Source organism: Facivitalis istanbulensis, from assembly GCF_040560405.1.
GTDB lineage: Bacteria > Pseudomonadota > Alphaproteobacteria > Sphingomonadales > Sphingomonadaceae > Sphingomonas > Sphingomonas istanbulensis.
This window is the reverse complement of record NZ_JAVSCQ010000019.1, coordinates 48,983-69,568: the sequence shown is the minus strand read 5'-3', so window position 1 is coordinate 69,568 and position 20,586 is coordinate 48,983. Positions and strand designations below refer to the sequence as shown.

Here is a 20,586-nt window from a genome sequence, read left to right as displayed (position 1 = left end):
TCGGACGCCTGAAGGACTGGCGCCGCGTCGCCACCCGCTACGATCGGTGCCCGACCGTCTTCCTCTCCGCCATCGCGCTCGCTGCAACCGTCATCTTCTGGCTGTGATCAACGAGTCCTGACCCTAGACGGTGGAAACCTTGTTCGGCCGGGCGCGGACTTGCCGTCGATCAAGCCGGGCGATGGTTCATATATTCGACGACGCGATGCCGGGCACCCCCGCTGCGACGACGAAATCGGCGATGGTCCGCGCCGTGCTTTGCGGATCGGCGGGATTGTCCAGCCCGACGAACCGCACGTCGCATCGGTTGCGGTCGATCGTTGCGGCGGCATAGCCCCGGACCGCGTTCTCGCCGAAACGGAACCCCGCCGCCCGGGCGATGCTGCGCTTGAACAGCGGATCATGGTTCTTGCTGGTCAGCGATCCGCCGACGAATTCCGCCGCGATCGGCGGCCCGTCGCGAAGGTCGGGGTCCAGCATATCGGCGGCGGCGAAGGCATGGATGTCGCCGCTCATCACCACCGGATTGGCGATCTTCGCATCGCGCCAATGGCGGAGGATGCGGTCGCGCGTGGCGGGATAGCCGCCCCAATTGTCCACGGTATAGACGTCCGGTCCGGTATCCGGCTGCCGGGGGTTGAGGCGCGGGCAGTCCGCCATCAGCGTCTGCTGCGCCAGCAGGTTCCACCGCGCGCGCGATTCCGTAAACGCCTGTTTCAGCCATGCCTCCTGCCGCATGCCCAGGATCGAGCGGGCCGGGTCATGCCGTTCCGCGCAATCCTCCACGATCGTCCGGTAATCGCGATGCTGCGCCAACAATTCGGGCGGCTGGCAGGGGTGGCCGGAGCGGTATTGGCGGTCATCGATCAGCTGGAACTCGGCCAGCCGCCCCCATTTCAGCGTCCGGTACAGTTGCGCATTCGAACCATGCGGCTGTTGGGCGGCGCGCAGCGGCAAATGCTCCCAATAGGCCTGATAGGCGGCGGCGCGGCGGCGCAGGAATGTGGCGGGATCGTCATTATGCTCGTCCAGCGCGTCGGCATAGTCGTTCGCGACCTCATGATCGTCCCAGATCACCGCCCAGGGGGCGGCATGGTGCGCCGCCTGCAACAAGGGGTCGAGCTTGTAGGTCGCATAGCGGACGCGATAGCCGGGGACATCGACCGGTTCGGGATTGAGGTGGATGCGCACATCGCGCTCCGGCGGGTTCTCATAGATATAATCGCCCAGGAACAGCACGAGGTCCGGCATCTCGGCCGCGATCAGGCGGTGCGCGGCATACTGCCCCGCCTCATATTTCTGACAGGAACCGAAGCAGAGGCGCAGCCGGTCGACATCCTGATCGAAGGCCGGGGCGGTACGGGTGCGCGCGACCGGACTCGCCTCGCCATTGGCGACGAACCGATACCAGTAATCGCGATCGGGGCGCAGCCCGCGCGGCTCGGCATGGACCGAATGGCCCCAGCGCGGCTCCGCGATCGCGGTCCCATGTGCGGCGATCCGGCGGAACCCCTGGTCCTCGGCGATCTCCCAGCGCACCGGGACCGCGCGATCCGGCATCCCGCCATCCCCTTCCAGCGGGCGGGGGGCCAGGCGGGTCCAGAGCACCATGCCATCGGGCGTCGGATCGCCGGACGCCACGCCCAGCGTGAACAGCCGCTCGCCGGAAAAGCCGGCCGCGCGCGCCGCGACCAGCACCAGCCCGGCCGACCCGGCCAGAGCCGCACCGCGCAGCACGACGCGGCGATCAGGATTGTTGAAGAGCGTGTCCGTCATCGCGACCTCGGGCATGAAGGGTGATCTGGTCCGGCAGGATGTCGGCGCGCAAGCCGAAATTCACGCGAAGCGCTTCCAGGAATTCACCCGGATCGTCGGTGAGGAACCGGCCGCCAAGCCGCACATCGCCCGCCGCGGGGTCGGCCAGCACGATCGGCTTGCGCAGATAGCGGTTATATTCCGCGATCGCTTCGGACAGCGTCTGCCCTTCGAAAATCACTTCGCCCTCGCGCCATGCCGACCGGACGCGGATAGCGTCGTCGCTGATCCGCTCGGGCGGCGTCGCACCCTCGGCCGACACGGAGAGGCGCTCACGCCGTTGCAGGGGCAGTGCGCGGCCGCCATGCCCCGTCGTCAGGCTGGCCCGCCCCCGGATGGCGACGACATCGGCTTTTTCGGGCGCGGTCAGCCGGACATCGAACGCGCCGCTGCCCAGCCGCAACTCGGCGGGGCCAGCCCGCACCGTGCACACCGGCGCGCCCGGCGCGAGATCGATCAGAAGCTGCCCCCGATCGAGTTCGACCTCCAGCCCGTCATCCGCCCGCCACCAGCGGACTCGGGTGGCGGTATTGAGGTTCAGGCAGGTCTTCTCGTCGATGAAGAACCGCCGCCTTTCCCCCACGGCGGTCTCGATGACGTTCGCCGCGGCGCGCTGCACGGCCAGGATCGTCCCGCCCGCCACCGCCAGCGTGCCCAGCCCCGCCGCCTGGACCAGGCGACGCCGGGTCGGCCGCGTGAGCGCCGCGCCCACATCATCGTCCCCGGCGACTGCATCCGGCTCCGGATCGGCCGGCCGCTCGCCGATGCGGGAAAAGCGATCGAGCTGCCGCCATGTCCGGTCCGCGCGGATGAAGGCGATGGCATGCGCCGGATCGGCGGCGCGCCAGGCCTCGAACGCGGCGCGATCGGCCCGGCCGCTGTCCAGCGCCGCCAGCCATTCGGCCGCGTCGCGCGCGATCTCATCCTGACGCTGCTGGTCGTTCAACGAATTCGGCCCGTCCTGATTTGCAAAGGGGCGTTATGTCCGATGCACGAATGCGAAAAAACCGCCATTATGGGTGTCAGGCTTTCCGTAGAGTCTGTTGCAGCGCGGGTTCGCCGGGTGCCTGTTCCGCGCTCGCGCGCATCGTGCGCGACAGCAGCTCGATACCGCGGGCCAGTTGCTTCTCCACGGTGGACAGGCTGAGCCCCAGCTTCTCGGCGATCGCCCGGGGCGGCATGTCGTCGAACTTGCGCATCAGCACCACGCGACGGCAGGCGGGGGGCAGCGCGTCGATCCCCGCCGTCAGGCGCCGCCATTCCTCGCGTCCGGCGGCCACCGCGAAACTGTCGGGCAAGGGATCGGCGAGATCCAGTTCCTCCAGCCCCGCAAATTGCCGGATGGGAACGATCCGCGCCCGCCGCATCCGCTGCAACGCGCAATTCCGGATGATGCGCACGGTATAGGCCGCCGGATTGGCGATCCCGTCCCAGGCCGTAAGCTGGAAAAGCTGCACATAGGCTTCCTGCACCAGGTCGCGCGCCTCGTCCTCGTCCGCCGCCCAGCGGCGTGCCTGCCGCAACAGGTCGGGTTCGTGCGGCAGGATGGCGGACGCGAACCATGCGTCGATCGGGCGAAGCCAGGACATCGGACAGCCTGAAATGGAAGCGGGACCATCCGGCTAGGCCGCCAATGATACGCCCCTGTGACACCCACCCGGCCATTATGCCAGATGGGCGGCTTTCCCGTCGTTTTTTCCGCAGGAGAGCCGCCCATCCGCCATGCGGCCGAGTCATTTGCGGACAGGCGGCTTGAACACCACGCCGAACCATATCGTCCGCCCGACCGGATAGCGCGTCTGCAGCAATTCCCGGTCCTGCCCCAGATGCGCCTCGAACGCGGTCTTGGTCAGGTTCTGGACCTGTGCGGTGAGCTGGACCCAGGGGCGGACATAATAGCTGGCCTGCAAATCGATCTGGTCGCGCGAATCTGCCCAGATGTCCCGCCATGCGACCTGCGAATCGACCGACACCGGCGACGCGCCGATCCGGTTCCACGCGAGACGCACGTTGAGCGGCCCGGTGCTGTAATAGAGCGAGGCGTTGTAGATATGGTCCGGCTGGTTGAACAGCGCGCCGATCCGCCGGGCACCGCCATCATCCATGATGAAGTCGAAATGCCCCTCCAGCCAGGTCGCGTTCAACGAGACGCCCAGATCCCCGAGCGGTCCCGGCAGGAAATCCAGCTTGTCCCTGATCGCCTGGACCTCCAGCCCCTTGATCGCCGCGCGCGACGCATTGACCGGCTGCGACACCGTGGCGGAGGTGTAGGTGACGCCGTCAAACGCATAGTTGTTGAACGTACTGGTCCTGTTGAAGATCTCGTCGCGAATATCCTTGTAGAACAACGCAGCGGAAAGCAGGCCGCCATGGTCGACATACCATTCGGCCGAAAGATCATAGTTCCAGGCGCGACGTGGTTTCAGCTCGGGATTGCCCTGGCTGACGCTCAACGTCGCGGTGCCGTCGTTGGAATAGGTGGTCGTCGCGCCATATTGGCCATAGTCCGGGCGACCGATCGTCTCGCTGATCCCGGCGCGCAGCTTCACCGCGCCCGTCACGTCCCAGGTCGCGATGGCGGAGGGCAGCGCATAGGCATAGCTGCGCGCGCGGCTGAGCAACGCACTGGTGCCGTTGACATGGGTGGTGACGCCGATCGCGGTGCTGTCATAGCGCAGTCCCGCCTGGAGGTTGAAGCTATCCGCGCGCCAACGGACCTGTCCATAGCCGGCCGTGATCGATTCCCGGAGCGCATAATAGCCGCTGTTGCTGTCGGACACGCGGCCGCCATTCTCGCGGAACCAGTCGGGGTGATCGGCCAGCACGGCCGCCGCCTTGGCCTGATCGATCAGGTAGAAATTGATGCCCGTCGCCATGATCGGCCGCAACACGGTCGGCTGCGCATATTGGTCGAGAGTGCCGATCGATGCGGCCGATGCCGCATTCTTCGCGAACCATTCGCGATAGTTCAGCCTGTTGTCGACCCGCGTCAGGGTCTGATTCACCCCGAGGTCGAGGCCAAGGCCCCGGTCATTCTCGTCGAAGTTCCAGCCGAGATCGCCCCGCAGCGATCGCACCGTATTCTCGATCGCATAATCGATATTGCGCCAGTATCGCGGACCGTAATTCGCGGCATTCGCCGCCGCCGCCGCGTCGTTCATCGCGATATAGGGCACGCCGCCGATCGTCTGATAGCCATAGCCATAGGCCGCGCTGTTCGAGGTCTTGGCCGAAGTCGCGGTGATGACCATGCCGGTGTTCCATTTGTACATCCAGCGGTCTTCGCTGTAACGCGCGCTGGAGTCCGATACGCCGACCTTCAGCTTCAGCTTGTCGTCGAAATCATAATGCGCCGTTCCGTTGAGGAACCAGGTGCGCCGCTTTTCGGGCTGGGCAACGAGGCCGAGCTGGTAATTGCCGCTGGTCAGCGTGCCGGTATCGGCGGTCGCGCCCGGTTTGTAGCCCGAGGCGGGCAGCGCCAGTGCCTCGTACCGGTCCTCGTCGGACATTTCGTGATAATAGCCGGCAAACACCGTAAGGCCGAAATGGTCGCCGGGCCGATATTCGAACTTGCCGTTGACGCTATAGCGTTCGCGCCGTTCGTCGAACGCATAATCCTGCACCCGCACCGGCACCGCCGCACCGGTCGAGGCGGCGATATCGGCGGTCTGGGCGCCCGACGCCTTGTAATAGGTCCAGCCCGCGCCCCCGCTATCCCCGGGCAGGCTGGCGAGCGCGGAGGCGTGAAGCTGCTGATATTCTCCCGACAGGACCAGCCCGAACTGGTCGCCCGCGCCGAAGGTCAGCGCGCCGGTCGCGCTCGCCCGGATATTGGCGCCGCGGTCGGGCACCACCTTACCGTCCTGCGACGTCCAGCCGCCCAGCGCCTGCGCGGTGAAGAAATTGCCGGTATCGAAGGCGCTCTTCGACACCAGGTTCAGCTGACCGCCCAGCGCATGGGGATCATATTGTGCGGTCACCGTCTTGATCGCCTGGATCTCGCTCACCAACGTCGCGGGAAGCATGGCGAGTTGCGCGCCGCGATAGCTGGAGTCGGCGCTGGCGACCTGCGCCCCGTCGACCGTCACCAGATTGTACCGGCTGTCGAGGCCGCGCATGGTGACATATTGGTAATTGTCGTGCCCGCGCGAGGAATCGCGGTCGGAAATGACCGACAGGCCGGGGATGCGGCGCGCCGCCTCGACGATGTTCACGTCGGGAAGCTGGCTGACCTCGTCCTGGCTGACCGCGTCGATCACCTGGTCGCTGTTGCGCTTGCTGGCCAGTGCGCGCCGGTTCGACAGGCGGTAGCCGGTCACGACGACCTCGCCGCCATCGCCCGCGTCCCGCGCGGCGGAGATCGCCTGTGCGCTGGCCGGCCGTGGCGCGGTGGCGGCCAGGAGGATGTGGTCGCTGCCCGCCACGCTGATCGTCAACCCGCTGTCGACGATCAGCGCGCGAACCGCCTGTTCCGCCGTCATGACTCCTTTCAGCGCGGCGACCCGATGCGCGCTCGCCCGATCATAGGGAAACGCCACGCGCACGCCCGACTGCCGCCCGACCTCGTTCAGCGCCGCGGCAAGCGTGCCCGCAGGAATGTCGAACCGCACGGTGCGCACTCCGTCGGCGCGGACCGGCAACGCGCCCAAGGCGGGTGCCGCGAGCATGGACGCGCTGGAAAACAGGACAAACATGGTCGAACGACGATGCATCGGATGAGGCCCTCCCTGACGGCGATGTGGACGGCGATGTGCCGCTTTGCCCGTCCGATGCACGGGGATGGCAAAACCGCCATGCGCGGCCGGATTTTTCCGGCCCGGGAGTGTCGGCAGAAGGCGCGGCGACGGTCGGTCATGCGAGCGTGCCGGTCGCGCCAGCCGGGATCGGCTTCCTCACGCAGGCGATCGGTCTCAGGGACGCCTTCGGGGGCCTGACGACGATGCTCCGGCCCATGCCAATGGGCGCCGCCGCCGCCGTCCGCCGCGATTCCCACCCGACACGATCACAAAAAAGGGGAGCGGCACCGGATGCCGCCTCCCCCTCCTCCTCTTCCCGATCGCGCCTCGCTGGGCCCCGACCGGAGCCCAGCCGGAACCCGACGACTGGGATCAGTATTTCACCGTCACGTCGAACAGATAGCTGCGCCCATATTTCTCGTACCGGGCGATCTGGTTGACGTCGTTGTTCCAGGTGAAGCGCGCCGCCTGGTTGGTCAGGTTGTTCGCCTGGAGCCGCACCGAGACGTTCCTGATGATCTCGGCCGAGATGCTCGCGCCCAGGATCGTCTCCGAGTCCAGCCGGGTCAGCTGCGACGCGTCCCAGCCATACATGACGGTGAACGGCGTATGATGCTTCACCGCGACCCGCGCGTCGATACCATGCGCCGAATAATAAAGGTCGAACTCACCAGTGAACTTGGCAAGGCCGACCATCGGCAGCGGGTTGCTCGCCGGGGCCAGTTCACGGACATTCGATCCGGCCAGCGCGATATTGGAATAGACGCCGAAATTCTTCAGCGCGGGCACGAACCAGAAGGGCGTCTGGAATGTCATCTCGGCGCCGTAGATATTGGCGCCCTTGCCATTGGCGGGGCCGGTGATCGAATAGGTCTGGCCACCGATCACCGCCTGGCGCTGGGTATAGCCGATATTGGTGTCGACATCCTTGTAATAGCCCGCCAGCGCGAGGAGCGCATTGTCGTGGAAATACCATTCCAGCGACAGATCCCCCTGCGTCGCCATGAAGGGGCGCAGATACGGATTGCCCGCCGATCCGGTCAGGTTGGGCGGATAGAAGCTGAGCGCCTGATTGGCGCGCAGTTCGTCGAGCGGCGGCCGCGCGATGACCCGTGCCGCACCCGCGCGCAGCTTCAGTTGCTGGGTCAGGTCGAAGTTCAGGTTCACGCTGGGCAGGGCGCGGAAATAATGCGCATTGGCGTTGACCGGCGCATAGCTGGTGACGTTCGCCGTCCCGTTCCACGAGGTGATCGCGCTCTGCGCCGTGCTGTCGGTCGTCACGTCGACGAAGCGTACCCCGACATTGCCGTTCAGCGGCACCGCGCCCAGATCCTGCGCGAAGTCGGCCTTCAGATACCCCTCGAAGTCGTTCTCGCGCACCCGCCAGCTTTGCGACGGGTTCAGCGTCGGCGTGCCGATGGTCAGCGCATTGGCCGCGATCGCGTCATAATCGCCGAACAGGATCGGCGGCGCGGTGAAATTGCCGAGCGTGAAGGACTGGAGCTGGTTCGCCGGGATGGCGTAGTTGCCGCCATTCTTCGTGGTGACGCTGGCGGTGTTGGTCACCATCTCCTTGATGCGGTTGGAATAGCGGATGCCGACGCCCATGCCGGTGAAGAAGCCACCGTTCAGGTCATGATAGAAATCGACCTTGCCCGCGCCCAGCCGGTCCTTCAGCCGCTGCGGCCCGTTATACAGGCCGGGATAATAAGACGGGATGACCTGCGCCGTCGGGTCGGACGGGTTGCTGCTGACCGTGATCGAGGGGATCTGCCCCGCGCCGGTCGCGAAGGTCGTCGTCTGCGGATAGGATTCGGTCGCCAGCGCGGCCCAGACATTGTCGCGCTTCGCCTCCGAATAGGACAGGTCGCCGGTCACGGTCCAGCCATCGCCCGAATAGCGCGCGTTCAGGCCGCTCGCGATCAGGTCCTTGTCCTCGTTATAATGCGACAGGATGTTGGTGACGGAGGAGAAATTGTTCAGCGTCGCGCCGGTGATCGTGTTGCCGACCAGCGTGTAATTGCCCGACTGATAGATGTCGCCCGGCGCACCGATCGTGCCGCCCCAGTCGCCCCAGCCATTCTGGCGGCCATACCATTGCTGATACTGGCGCTCGTCGATCTTGACCTTGGAATAAAGGACGTCGGCGCTGATGTCCCAATGCTCGTTGGGCTTCCACTGCAACCCCGCGCTGCCGCTCCAGCGGGTTTCGGCCAGCCCCTTGACCTCGGTCTGCGCGCCCCAGGGGGCGTTGACCGGCTGGCCGTTGAGCTTGGGCGGCGTGCCGGTGTCGACGGTGTTGTAGCCCCAGCCCTGGAAGGATTCGAAGCCGTTGCGCTGCTTCTGGTAGGTCCCGCCGACATAGAAGCCCAGCGTGTCGCTCAGCTTCTGCACCCACTGGCCCGAACCACGCGCGCCCCAGGGCGAATAGTTGGGAATGTCCTTGCCGCCGTCATTGTACAGCGCGCCACCGCGCAGCGTCAGCGCCGGACCCGAATAGTCGAGCGGGCGGATGGTGCGGATGTCGATCGTGCCCGCCACGCCGCCCGCGATCAGGTCCGCCGCCTGCGACTTGTAGAGGGTGACGCCCGCGACGATTTCCGACGGGTAATTCTCCCAGCGGACATTGCGATCGGGCTCGGACGAAGCGACCTCGCGCCCGTTGACCAGGCCCAGCACGAGGCGCGGACCGAGGCCACGCACCGCCGCCTGGCTGGCATTGCCGCGGTCGCGCGTGGCGTTGACGCCGGGCAGGCGCGCAAGCTGGTCGGCGATGGTCACATCGGGCAGGACGCCGATATCCTTGGACGAGATCGTCTCGGTCACTTCCGAATTGGCGCGCTTGGCCTTCAACGCGTCGCGCAGCGATCCGCGAATGCCGGTGACGATGATGTCCGCGCTGCTCGGCGGCTCGTCCGGCGCCGCATCCTGCGCGATGGCGGGGGTCGCCCCCATCGCCGCCGCGATCGCCACCATGCTGCTCAGCGTCATCCGCGCCGCAATACCAGACCGCATCTCAAACCCCCTCCGCATGACCTATTCCGTTATGATGTTCGTTAAAAATCAGACCAGGCGCACCGTCAGAACGGCGCCCGCGCGGCGGCGATGTGCCGCTCCGGTCGGGCCTGCGCAGCGTGTTGCCCTTCCAGCCGGGGCGGGCATGTAGCTCCCAGTCGAAGGCGCCCGCGCCCGCGCGGCGACTGGCTGGTCCCTGCGCATGGCGACGCTACTCTGCTTCGGATAGGAAAGGATGGCATGGCTATGGGCATAGACCTGCCGGCCCGATGCGCCGACCGCGTGATCGCTCCACCTCTGCGCGCGCACCGGCCCCGTCCATGCCCGCGCCAGCGCGGCACAAGACCATGCCCAGCGGCTCCGATTCCTGCCCATCGCCCCTCTCCTGTCCGGTTTTGCCCGGTGTGCCCCGCACAAAGCATAATCTTATTAATATGACAATATCGATCGATGGCCCCCGCGCGGCACATCGGTATCGCGGCCTGCGCCTTGGCGCGCGTTCATCGCCCGCCCCTCATTTGTCCTACGATTATCGGCCTATCGGCACCAAGGCGCTCGGCTTGTCACATGATCCTGTTGTCATCTACGGTATCGCCCGGCAGCGCCCGACAGGACGGGTGCCGCTCACGCGATCGCGGCCCGCCAAAGGGGACTGCGATATCTGATAAATTCGGGCGGTGGATGATGGGCGAGCGGACCAAGGCCACGGGCATCGGCGACATCGACTGGGAGATAGGGGCCGCGCGCACCGCCAGCCCCAATCTGACCAGCGGCATGCTCGACACGCTGGGCAAGGCGATCGTCACCGGCCGCTACGAGACGCGACGCTTCCCGACCGAGGCGGAGATTTCCAAGGCGCATGGCGTCAGCCGCTCGGTCACGCGCGAGGCGGTCAAGATGCTGACCGCCAAGGGGCTGGTCAGCGCCCGCCCGCGCCAGGGAACGGCGGTACAGCCCGCCTCCTGCTGGAACCTGTTCGATGCCGATGTGCTGCGCTGGCTGCTCGACCGCAAATTCTCGGTCGAGTTGCTGCGCCAGTTCAACGAGCTGCGCATCGCGATCGAACCCGAGGCGGCGGCGCTGGCCGCGGTCCAGCATGGCGAGGCGGATCTGGCCGCGATCCGCGCGGGCCTGGCGCGGATGGAGGCGACGGCGCTGGGCGATGGCGATCCGCTGGAAGCCGACATCATGTTCCATGTCGCGATCCTGCAGGCCTCGGGCAATCCCTTTTATGGCCAGTTGCGCTCGGTCGTCGCCACCGCGCTGCGCAGTTCGATCCGCTTCACCAACCGGATCAAGGGGCATACCGCCAATATCGCCGACCATGCCGCGGTCGCCGACGCCATCGCCGATCGCGCGCCCGACCGCGCGCGCGCGGCCATGCGCAACCTGATCGGCGACGTGCTGACGCTGATCGGAACCTGCGCGCCCCAACCCTGAAGCCGGAGGTCGGGGCGCGGGGCGGGACAGTTACAGATGGAATTCCAGGCCGGCACCGAAGGTCTGCGGATCGCCGACAATGCCGCGCTGGCCGCCGCGCGTGCCGTCGGGCGCGCGGTACTGGAGGTATTTCTCGTCGAGCAGGTTCCGCGCGAAGGCGAACACCGTCCACGCCCCGCCATCATAACCGATGCGCGCATTCACCACCGTGCGGCCGGACACGCGGTACCGGCTCTGCAATGTGCCGACATCGGTGAAGACGCCGCTGCGATAATTGGCGTTGAGGTTGCCCCGGATCGCGCCGAACCGTCCGTTGATCCCGCCGGCCAGGGTCCAGAGCGGCGCATAGGGGAATTGCGATCCGGCCAGCTTGAGGGTGCTCGTCGCACCGTTGGGAAGGTCGAAGCGATCATATTTGGTCCGGACATAACCGGCCGAAACATAGGCATCGACCTGGCGGCTGAGGCGCCCCTGCACCTCCAGTTCGCCGCCATAGAGATGCGACTTGCCCGCGTTCACGATGCTGTAGTCATAGGCGTTGAGGCCGAAATAGGCGGTCGCCTGCTGTTGCTTCCAGTCGACATAGAAGATGTTGGCATTGACCGTGAGCCGGCCGTCCAGCCAGCGCGAGCGCAGCGACCCTTCATAGTTCCAGCTATATTCGGGATCATAGGCGACCAGCGTCGCACGGGCCGGGTTCTGGCTCGATCCGCCCGAACGATAGGCGCGCTGCACGGTGAAGGCGGTGGTCAGGTCCGGGGTCCAGTCCATGCTGACACCCGCCTTTGGCAGGAAGGCGTCGAAGCTGCGGTCGGCGCTGGCCCGCGCCGATGCCGCCTGCGCGACAAGGCCGAGCACACCGCGGTTGATCGCGGTCACCGCCAGGTTGAGCGGGGTGCCAGCCGCGCCGAACGCCGCCGGGTCCGGCAGCGTGCCGTTGAAGGCCGCGATCGTCTCCGCCCCGTACCGGTTATCCTCGTGATCGTAGCGGAAACCCGCGAGCAGCGAGAGGCGATCGGTCAACCGAAAGCGGCCGTCGCCGAACAGCGCAGCGTTGCGGATGAGCATCGGCTGGACGCCGGCATAGCGAACCGGAATCTGGGGTAGCGCGGCGGTATAGGCCGTCGCGATCTGGCTCGCCGCCGCGGCCGGGAAGCCGCCGCGCTGCAACAGTCCGGCGATGGTGCTGACGGGCGTGGCGATGTCCACCCGGCTTCTGGAGTCGAGCCCGCCCGAGCGCCGATAGGCCCAGGCCCCGAGCACGCCGCTGACCCGTTCGCCATCGTAATTGAGCCGGAGTTCCTGGGTCCAGGTCCGATAGCGGCTGTCATTGTTGATATATTGCGAATCGACCGGCGTGCCATCCGCATCGATCTGCGCCAGCGTCGTGACGCGGTTGAACGAGGTGACGCTCGACAGGCGCAGGCGCGAGCTGATGTCGTAGCCGATGTTCAGCGCCGCGATGTCGGAGCGGATATAGCCACGACTGAGCTGGCCGCCGGTGGCCTGGCGATGGTGGTAGAAATCCGGCGTGTCGAGATTGGTATATTCGTAGAGATAGCCCCCGTCGCGCCGGACGCGGTTATAGCTGGCCTTCACGTCAAGGCCGGGCAGCGCCGCCGGCGTCCAGTGGAGCTTGCCGCGAAGGTTGAGCGTGCGCAGGCTGTCGTCATAGCCGCCACGCGTGACGTTGCGGATGATGCCGCGATCGGCGCGCCGCTCCGCCGACAGGCGAATCCCCAGTTCGTCGCGGATCAGCGGGCCGCCCGCCGCGACCGAGAAGGTGCGGTCGTTGTGATCGGTCCACAGGATGCGGCCATCGGCGCTGTAGTCGGTGACCGACGCGTCGCGGGTCGTCAGCACGATCGCCCCGGCCAGCGCGTTCAGCCCCTGGATGGTCGATTGCGGCCCGCGCAGGACTTCGACCTGCTGGATGTCCCACAGGTCGGTGGGACCACCGAACAGCGCCTGACGCGGGATCGGCGCGCCATCGACATAGACCGTCGCGGTGTCCGCCGTGCCGCCGGTCCCCACCCCCTGGTTGTTGATGCCGCGAATGGTGAAGCCGGCGGACCCATAGGTCTCCGAGACATTGGCGGTACGGTTATAGACATCCTGGATCGTCAGGATGTTTTCCTGCCGGATGCGCTCGGGGGTCGTAACCGCGACGCTGGTCGGAGTCTCCTGCAGCGTGCGGTTCGATTTTTCCCCGGTGACGATGATATCGTCGGGTTGCGGTTCCTGCCCGGCGGCCGGCGATTGCTGGGCGAGACCCGGATTCGCGGCGACCAGCGCGCCGGTGCAGAGCAGATAAGCGATCAGTTTCATCATGGCCCCCTTTTTGCGCCCGGGCGCTAATCCATGATTTAATGATAATCAATAGCATATTGTCCTTGCACCGCCAACCTCCGCGCCATAACCGCTAATGCTATTGATTATCAGGACTCGGGGGTTTCACATGCTCATGACGCTTGCGGCGATCGCCGCGCTGGCCGCGGCAGCGGAGGGCGCAACTGCGGGAGCCGGGGCCGCCGCGGTCGACCAGCGGGACGTGGTGGTCACCGCCACGCGGACGCCGATCGCGGTGCAGGACGCGCCCGTCACCGTTTCGATCAAACGCGCCGACCAGATCGCCGACGAAATGGCGACCGACATCAAGGATCTGGTGCGTTTCGAACCCGGCATCAGTGTCCGCCGCGCGCCCACCCGGTTCGGCGCCGCGTTCGGATCGACCGGCCGCGCAGGGAATGAGGGCTTTGTCGTGCGCGGCATCGGCGGCAATCGCGTGCTGATCCAGGTCGATGGCGTGCGCGTCCCCTATGGCTTCAGCTTCGGCGCGCAGGATGTCGGGCGCGGCGATTATGTCGATATCGGCCTCATCAAGTCGGTCGAGTTCCTGCGCGGCCCCGCCTCGGCGCTGTATGGCAGCGACGGGCTGGCGGGCGCGGTCAGCTTCACGACCAGCGATCCGGTCGACATTCTGGGCGACCGGACCGTCGGCGGGTCGCTGCGCACCCAGTATAATTCGGCCGATGAGGAGTTCACCCAGTCGGGCGTAGTCGCGGGGAAGACCGGCGCGGTGTCGGCGATGCTGGCCTATACGCGGCGCGACTTTTCCGAATTGAAAAATCGCGGCGATGTCGGCGGCACGGGCGTCACCCGCTCGGCCCCCAATCCGCAGGACGGCCATGCCAATGCGCTGCTGGGCAAGCTGGTCTGGGACGTCGCGCCCGGGCAACGGCTGCGCGCGACGGGCGAGTATCTGGACAATCGCGTCGTCACCGATGTGCTGACCGGGATCAACACCAGCGTCGCCGGGCTGAACGCGCGCGATACGGGACAGCGCTGGCGCGCCGGGCTCGACTGGAGCCTGCAGGGCAGCGGGCTGGTCGAATTCGCGCGCGCGGCCATCTACATCCAGAATGCCGAGAACCGGCAGTTCAGCGCCGAGGATCGCCGCACCCTGCCCGACCGGACGCGGCTCAACACGCTGGAAAACCGGGTCTATGGCGCATCGGCCGAGGCCCGGCTGCGCTTTGCCACCGGCCCGGTCACCCATCGTCTGGTCACCGGCGCGGATGTCAGCGTGCTGCGCCAGCGCGGGCTGCGCGACGGCACCGTCCCGCCCTATGGCGAACGTTTCCCGACCCGCGCCTTCCCCCAGACCGATTTCACGCTCGCGGGCGCCTTTGTCGGCGATGAGATCGGCATCGGCCCGGTCACGCTGCATCCCGCGCTGCGCTATGACTGGTATCGCCTGTCGCCCGACCGCGATCCGCTGCTGCCGCAATTCAGCAGCGCGCGCCAATCGGCCGACCGGGTGAGCCCACGCATCGGCGCGGTCGTCACGCTCGCCCCCGCGCTTCGCGTCTTCGCCAGCTATGCGCGTGGTTTCCGCGCGCCCGAGCCGGGGCAGATCAACCAGTTCTTCTCCAACCTGGCCTCCGGCTACACCTCCGTCCCCAATCCCGGCCTGCGCCCCGAAACCAGCGAGGCGGTCGAGGCGGGGCTGCGGGTGAACAGCGACGCGATCGACCTGTCGGCCAGCGTCTTCCGCGCCGACTATCACGATTTCATCAGCCAGGAGGTGGTGAGCGGCGGCTTCACCCCCACCAACCCGGCCATCTATCAGTTCATCAACCTGGACCGCGCCAAGGTGAAGGGCGCCGAGGCCCGGTTCGAGGCGCGGGCGGGCCATGGGCTGACCGGCTCGCTCGCCATGTCCTATTCCGAGGGCGACCAGATCGCGCCGGACGGCACCCGCCATCCGCTGGCGACGGTCGATCCGTTCAAGCTGGTGATGGGACTGGGCTGGCGCGAACCGGGCGCGGGCCGCTTCGGCGGACAGGTCGTGATGACCCATAGCGCACGCAAGACGGCGTCGGACACGAACGGCGTGTGCAGCACCACCTGCTTTCGCCCCGCCGCCTTCACCATCCTCGACGCCACCGTCTTCGCCCGGCTGACCGACGCGCTGACGCTGCGCGCGGGCGTCTTCAACCTGACCAACGCCACCTATGCCTGGTGGTCCGACGTGCGCGGCCTGGGCGTGCCGCGCCCGCTGCCCGCCGGGGCCGCCGATGTGCCGCCCCTCGCCTTCACCCAGCCTGGCCGCAACGCCAGCGCCTCGCTCACGCTCCGTTTCTGACAGGGAGGACTCCGATGAAGACCCGCATGATGCACACCGTTGCGCTCGCGCTGCTCGCCCTGGCCCCCGCCCCCGCGCTGGCCGATGGTCCGCTCCGGCAGAGCCCAGCCGAGGCGCTGGCCGCCAAGGCCGCCGACCGGGCCGAGATCCTGGCGATGGCGGGCAATTACAAGGTGCGTTTCGACATGCAGGAAACCACCGCGTGGCAGAGCGGCTATGTCCCGCTCGACCGCAAGATCTCCGGCGGGCACGAGGTCGTCCGCGTGATCGAGGACCAGCCCGACCATATCGTCCTGCAACATCTGCTGGTGGTCGACGACCATGGCAAGACGATGGTCATCAAGCATTGGCGGCAGGACTGGGATTATCAGCCCAGCCGCGTGCTGGTCTATGCGGGCCAGGGCAAATGGGTGTGGGAGGCGGTGCCCGAGGCGATGCGCGCCGGGCGCTGGTCGCAGACCGTCTATCAGGTGGACGACAGCCCGCGCTATGCTGGATGGGGCCGGTTCGAGACGCAGGGCGGCGTGCGCCGCTGGCGCTCCAACTGGACCTGGCGGCCACTGGCGCGCCGCGATGCCGTGCGCCATCCGGTCTATGACCGCTATTACGCGATCAACCGGCACCAGCCGACGCCGACCGGCTGGATCCACTGGCAGGACAATATGAAGATGGCGCTGAAGGACGGCAAGCTCGTGCCGATCGTCCAGGAATCGGTGCTCAACACCTATGAACGCTTCGACCGCTATGACGTGAAGGCGGCCGACACCTATTGGGCCAGGACCAGGGACTATTGGGCGGCGGTGCGCGCCGCCTGGAGCCGGGTCGCCGACACCAAGGGCGGCATCGCGATCCCCGAAAAGGCCGATACCGGCACCGTCATCAGCGGCCGCCTGCTTTCCATCGCCGACGCGATCGCGGCGGGCAAGACGACCGAGGCGGCCGGGGTCGCCGAGGCGAGGACGCTGATCGACCGCAACACCGCGACGATCGGCTGAGGTCATCGACCGGCGGGGGCATTGGCGGGGGCGCGCCCCGCTAATGCTCGCCGAACAGCGCGCGCTGCGCCTTGTCGAGTTCCTCGGCATAGCGGCGTTGGACAAAGGGTTCGGACACCAGCCCCAGCACCTGCTGGTCCGGCCCGACCACCGCCAGCTCATCCGCGCCCGCCAAGTCGAGCGCGCTCATCACCGCCTTGACGTCGGCCTCGGGGGCCAGGACATGGTCGCGGTGCACGGCGAGCGTCCCGATCGGCTCGGCCGGATCGAGCCCGTCGGCATAGGCCCGCGCGGTCTGCACGATCCCGGCATAGCGGCCCTGCCCATCGGCCAGCACCACGCGACTGGTCGAGCCCAGCGGAAAGGCGCGGCGGAATTCGGCGATGCTCGTCTGCGCGGGCGTCGCGCGCTCGATCCGCCGCATCATCCGCCCGGCGGTCAGGCTGCGCATCCAGCCGACATCGCGCGCGCTCTTGATCGTCTCGCCGCGCAGATGAAGCCGCCAGGTCGAGAAGGAATAGCCGAACGTCTCGCGCACGATGGTGGTCGTGACCAGCGAGGCGGCGATGGTCGCTCCCGCCAGCGAGAAGTCGTGCGTCGCCTCCAGCACCAGCATCGCCATCGTCATCGGCCCGCCGACCACCGCCACGGCAAAGGCCGCCATGCCGACCAGCCCGGCATTTTGCGGATCGATGACCGCCGTGCCCGCGACCAGCGCGACCAGCCCGGCATAGATATGGCCCAGCAGGCTGCCCAGAAACAGCGAGGCGAAGAACAGGCCGCCGCGAAAGCCGAAGCCCAGCGACACCGCCGACGCCGCGCTCTTGACGATGAAGATCGCCGCCAGAAAGCCGAGCGGCAGGCCATATTCCAGGTCGAGATGCAGCGCGCCATGCCCCGCCGACAGCACCTGCGGGCTGAGCCAGGCCAGCGGGATCAGCAGCAGCCCGCCGATCACCGGCCGCCACGCCGCGCGCACCGGCAGGCGCCGCGCCAGCGCCTCGGTCTCGGCCACCCCGCGCATCAGCACGATGCCGAGGATCGCAGCCAGCGCGCCAAGCCCGGCATAGAGCAGATAATGATGGGTCAGCACCGGCTCGCCCGCGACCGCGTTGACCAGATAGGGCTGCGCGCCCAGCATCTGCGCGACCAGCACCCCGGTCAGCGCCGCGGCGGCCACCGGCGCGATCGCGGCGGGCGTATAGGCGCCGATCACGATCTCAAAGGCATAGAAGGCCCCGGCCAGCGGCGCGCCGAACGCCCCCGCGATCGCCGCCCCGGCCCCCGCCCCCACCAGCACGCGCAGATCGCCGCGCCGCAGCCGCAGCCAGCCGCCCGCGATCGAGGCCAGCACCGCGCCCATCTGCGCATAGGCGGCCTCCAGCCCGACGGACGCGCCGAAGCCGTTGGACAGGATCGTCTGACCCGAAATGACCAGGCTGTCGGACAGGGACATGCGCCCGCCATGCAGCGCATTGGCCTCCACCGCGTCGACCATGTGTCGCCCGCGCGCGCGCGTCGCCCAGGAAAACAGCGCCAGCATCGCCCCGCCCAGGGGCAACGCCAACAGCGCCCAGGGGGCGATCGCGGCCATCGCGCTCAGGCGCTGGTCCGCCCCCAGCGGGAACAGGACATGCTGGAGCGTCCGCGCGATCGCGCCCTGCACGACGCTGAGCAGCCCGGCCCCCGCCCCGATGGGAATCGCCAGCAGGACGAGCGCGACCTCGCTGGCGCGGACTTTGCGACGGACCCAGGCATAGGCAAGGCGAAGGATGGACACGGCACCATGCTATGTCCGCAAAAGCGGCGCTCGGCCAGCCTTTCCCCTGCCCCTGCCCCTGCCCCTGCCTGCACCCCCTTCAACATCCGTGCCCGCGCTGGCCGGTAAAGGCCTTTCTTAACCCCCCGCTGGTAATCCGGCGCGAACGCGCGGACCGGGCCGCGCCCGAACGGCGTATTCTGTTGGGAGTGAGCGATGAAGAATCTACGGATCAGTTCCAAGCTGATCGCGTGTTTCGCCACGTTGTTGATGGTCCTGCTGGTGGTCGGTGGCCTGTCGATCTATAATCAGAATGTCCTGAGCAACGGCACGAAGGACATCGCCGCGCGGCTGGCGCGGCTGCAGAAGCTGACCCATATCGTCGACACCCAGACCTCGCATCTGCGCGCCGAAGAGATGACGCATATCGTCACCACCGCGCCCGAGGCGATGGTGACGCATGAAAAGACGATGCGCGACGCCGCCGCCTCGATCGATCGGTCGCTGGCCACCATCGGTTCGATGGAGCAGGATCCCGCCGCGCGCACCGCGATGGCGGATTTCACCGCCGCCCGGCACCGCTATGCCGCGCACATCCCGCAGACCATCGCCTTTTCCGCGCGCAACGAGACCGAGGCGGCGCAGGCCAGCGCACTGCGCGAGGCCGGGGATTATGACGCGCAGCGCGCCGCGCTGGGTCGCGCCGAGGATGCCTATAGCGCCGCGATCGACGCGGCGCATGGCGAGTCGCAGGACCTGGCCACCGCCGGGCGCTGGATCACGGTGGCGATGATCCTCGGCACCTGCGCGCTGGCCGTCGCGCTGCTGGTCCTGTTGATCCGCCAGATCGCGAACCCGTTGACTACGATGACCGAGGCGATGGGCGAACTGGCGGCGGGCAACATGAATGTCGCGGTGCCCGATGCCGATCGCCGCGACGAAGTGGGGATGCTGGCGCAGGCCATGGCCCGGTTCCGCGACCAGCTCGCCTTTGCCGAGCGGGCCAAGACCGAGCAGACCGCGCTGATCGTCGACAGCATCGGGCGCGGCCTGTCCGAACTGGCCGAGGGCCGCCTGACCACGCGGGTCACGGACGAGCTGACCGGCCCCTTCGCCAAGCTGAAGGCCGATTTCAACAGCGCGGCCGAGGCGTTGCAGACCACGCTGGCGCAGGTTTCGGCCGCGGTCACCGGCATCAATGGCGGCGCGCGCGAAATCCGCATCGCCTCCGACGACCTGTCGCAGCGCACCGAGCAGCAGGCCGCCAGCCTGGAGGAAACCGCCTCCGCAATGGAGGAGATCACCGCGACGATGCGCGCCAACGCCGATCGCACGGCCAGCACCAATGCGGTGGTGCGCAGCGCGCGCGAACTGGCCGAGCAATCGGGCGGCATCGTGCGCGAGGCAGTGACCGCGATGGGCGGGATCGAGCGGCGCTCCAACGAAATCTCGGACATTATCGGCGTCATCGACGGCATCGCCTTCCAGACCAACCTGCTGGCGCTGAACGCGGGCGTCGAGGCGGCGCGGGCGGGCGATGCGGGCAAGGGCTTTGCCGTGGTGGCGAGCGAGGTGCGTGCGCTGGCCCAGCGTTCGGCCGATGCCGCCAAGGACGTGAAGGAACGGATCGGCGCCTCGACCGAACAGGTCGCGCAGGGCGTGCGGCTGGTCGGCGAGACCGGCACCGCGCTGACCGGCATCATCGAGCGTATCGTCGAGATCAGCGGGCTGGTCGGCGACATCGCCTCGGCCGCCGAACAACAGTCGGCGGGGTTGCAGCAGGTCAACATGGCGGTCAACGAGATGGACGGCGTGACCCAGCAGAACGCGGCGATGGTCGAGGAAGCCACCGCCGCCGCCCGCAGCCTGGCCTCGGAGGCCGACAGCCTGGCGCGCCAGATCACCCGGTTCGACATTGGCGAGGCGGTCACCGCCCCCGTCCTAACCTCCCCTGCCCCCGCCTCCCCCGTGCATGCGCTGCAGGATCGGGTCGCGGCCTCCGCCCCCCGCATCGCCGCGCATGCCCCCCGCCCGGCCGCACCCCGTCCGATCGCAACCCGGTCGACCGGCGGGGCCCAGAGCCATCGCGCACCGGCCGACGACGACTGGACCGAATTCTGAGCGTGCGGCACGGGCGCACGATCGCCGATCGCGATCTTTCCGTTGGTGCCGCGCGGA

The 20,586-nt window shown here is 67.6% G+C and carries 11 protein-coding genes and 1 pseudogene; 5 read left to right on the top strand and 7 right to left on the bottom strand.

All coding sequences use genetic code 11. From position 1 onward, the window contains the following. Window positions 1-107, top strand: a pseudogene (locus RN629_RS12005) (IS5/IS1182 family transposase); the annotation flags it as partial. A 79-nt stretch (window positions 108-186) separates the two neighbouring features. Here RN629_RS12005 and RN629_RS12000 read toward each other — a convergent pair. From RN629_RS12000 to RN629_RS11980, 5 genes are all read right to left on the bottom strand, one after another. Beyond that, window positions 187-1,776, bottom strand: a complete 1,590-nt coding sequence (locus RN629_RS12000; protein ID WP_407035432.1) for an alkaline phosphatase D family protein — start codon at window positions 1,774-1,776, stop codon at window positions 187-189. Next, window positions 1,748-2,761, bottom strand: coding sequence for a FecR family protein (locus RN629_RS11995; RefSeq protein WP_407035431.1), 1,014 nt, complete (start codon window positions 2,759-2,761; stop codon window positions 1,748-1,750). The genes RN629_RS12000 and RN629_RS11995 overlap by 29 nt, the downstream gene beginning before the upstream one ends. 76 nt (window positions 2,762-2,837) lie before the next feature. Beyond that, window positions 2,838-3,404: an RNA polymerase sigma factor gene (locus RN629_RS11990; RefSeq protein WP_407035430.1), complete on the bottom strand. Its 567-nt coding sequence runs from the start codon at window positions 3,402-3,404 to the stop codon at window positions 2,838-2,840. A gap of 144 nt (window positions 3,405-3,548) precedes the next feature. Then, window positions 3,549-6,509, bottom strand: coding sequence for a TonB-dependent receptor (locus tag RN629_RS11985; RefSeq protein ID WP_407035429.1), 2,961 nt, complete (start codon window positions 6,507-6,509; stop codon window positions 3,549-3,551). A gap of 414 nt (window positions 6,510-6,923) precedes the next feature. After that, a complete protein-coding gene (locus RN629_RS11980) occupies window positions 6,924-9,566 on the bottom strand; it encodes a TonB-dependent receptor (protein WP_407035428.1) in 2,643 nt (880 codons plus the stop codon). A gap of 774 nt (window positions 9,567-10,340) precedes the next feature. Between RN629_RS11980 and RN629_RS11975 the strand changes: the two genes are divergently transcribed. Beyond that, the gene (locus tag RN629_RS11975; protein WP_407035434.1) at window positions 10,341-11,006 is read left to right on the top strand and encodes a FadR/GntR family transcriptional regulator; all 666 of its coding nucleotides are present in this window, start codon (window positions 10,341-10,343) and stop codon (window positions 11,004-11,006) included. Between the two features lie 30 nt (window positions 11,007-11,036). Here RN629_RS11975 and RN629_RS11970 read toward each other — a convergent pair whose 3' ends face one another. Further along, window positions 11,037-13,334 carry a TonB-dependent receptor gene (locus RN629_RS11970; protein ID WP_407035427.1) on the bottom strand — a complete coding sequence of 766 codons (2,298 nt, stop codon included), beginning with the start codon at window positions 13,332-13,334 and terminating at the stop codon, window positions 11,037-11,039. Window positions 13,335-13,464: 130 nt separating this feature from the next. Here RN629_RS11970 and RN629_RS11965 point away from each other — a divergent pair, with 130 nt between their 5' ends. Beyond that, on the top strand, window positions 13,465-15,654 hold the full coding sequence (locus tag RN629_RS11965; protein WP_407035426.1) for a TonB-dependent hemoglobin/transferrin/lactoferrin family receptor: 2,190 nt from the start codon (window positions 13,465-13,467) through the stop codon (window positions 15,652-15,654). Window positions 15,655-15,668: 14 nt separating this feature from the next. Continuing rightward, complete coding sequence (locus RN629_RS11960) at window positions 15,669-16,649, top strand: DUF6607 family protein (protein ID WP_407035425.1); 981 nt, start codon at window positions 15,669-15,671, stop codon at window positions 16,647-16,649. A gap of 40 nt (window positions 16,650-16,689) precedes the next feature. Here the strand turns inward: RN629_RS11960 and RN629_RS11955 are convergent, their stop codons facing one another. Then, entirely contained in the window at window positions 16,690-18,429 is a 1,740-nt protein-coding gene (locus tag RN629_RS11955; RefSeq protein WP_407035424.1) for a chloride channel protein, read from the bottom strand. Between the two features lie 195 nt (window positions 18,430-18,624). Here RN629_RS11955 and RN629_RS11950 point away from each other — a divergent pair, with 195 nt between their 5' ends. After that, the gene (locus RN629_RS11950; protein WP_407035423.1) at window positions 18,625-20,529 is read left to right on the top strand and encodes a HAMP domain-containing methyl-accepting chemotaxis protein; all 1,905 of its coding nucleotides are present in this window, start codon (window positions 18,625-18,627) and stop codon (window positions 20,527-20,529) included. Window positions 20,530-20,586 lie beyond the last annotated feature (57 nt).

Excerpts from the sequence above, each read along its gene's own strand:
- RN629_RS11975 (WP_407035434.1), top strand. The coding sequence starts at position 10,341 with ATGCTCGACACGCTGGGCAAGGCGATCGTCACCGGCCGCTACGAGACG.
- RN629_RS12000 (WP_407035432.1), bottom strand. The coding sequence starts at position 1,776 with ATGACGGACACGCTCTTCAACAATCCTGATCGCCGCGTCGTGCTGCGC.
- RN629_RS11990 (WP_407035430.1), bottom strand. The coding sequence starts at position 3,404 with ATGTCCTGGCTTCGCCCGATCGACGCATGGTTCGCGTCCGCCATCCTG.
- RN629_RS11965 (WP_407035426.1), top strand. The coding sequence starts at position 13,465 with ATGCTCATGACGCTTGCGGCGATCGCCGCGCTGGCCGCGGCAGCGGAG.
- RN629_RS11960 (WP_407035425.1), top strand. The coding sequence starts at position 15,669 with ATGAAGACCCGCATGATGCACACCGTTGCGCTCGCGCTGCTCGCCCTG.
- RN629_RS11970 (WP_407035427.1), bottom strand. The coding sequence starts at position 13,334 with ATGAAACTGATCGCTTATCTGCTCTGCACCGGCGCGCTGGTCGCCGCG.
- RN629_RS11980 (WP_407035428.1), bottom strand. The coding sequence starts at position 9,566 with ATGCGGTCTGGTATTGCGGCGCGGATGACGCTGAGCAGCATGGTGGCG.
- RN629_RS11950 (WP_407035423.1), top strand. The coding sequence starts at position 18,625 with ATGAAGAATCTACGGATCAGTTCCAAGCTGATCGCGTGTTTCGCCACG.
- RN629_RS11985 (WP_407035429.1), bottom strand. The coding sequence starts at position 6,509 with ATGTTTGTCCTGTTTTCCAGCGCGTCCATGCTCGCGGCACCCGCCTTG.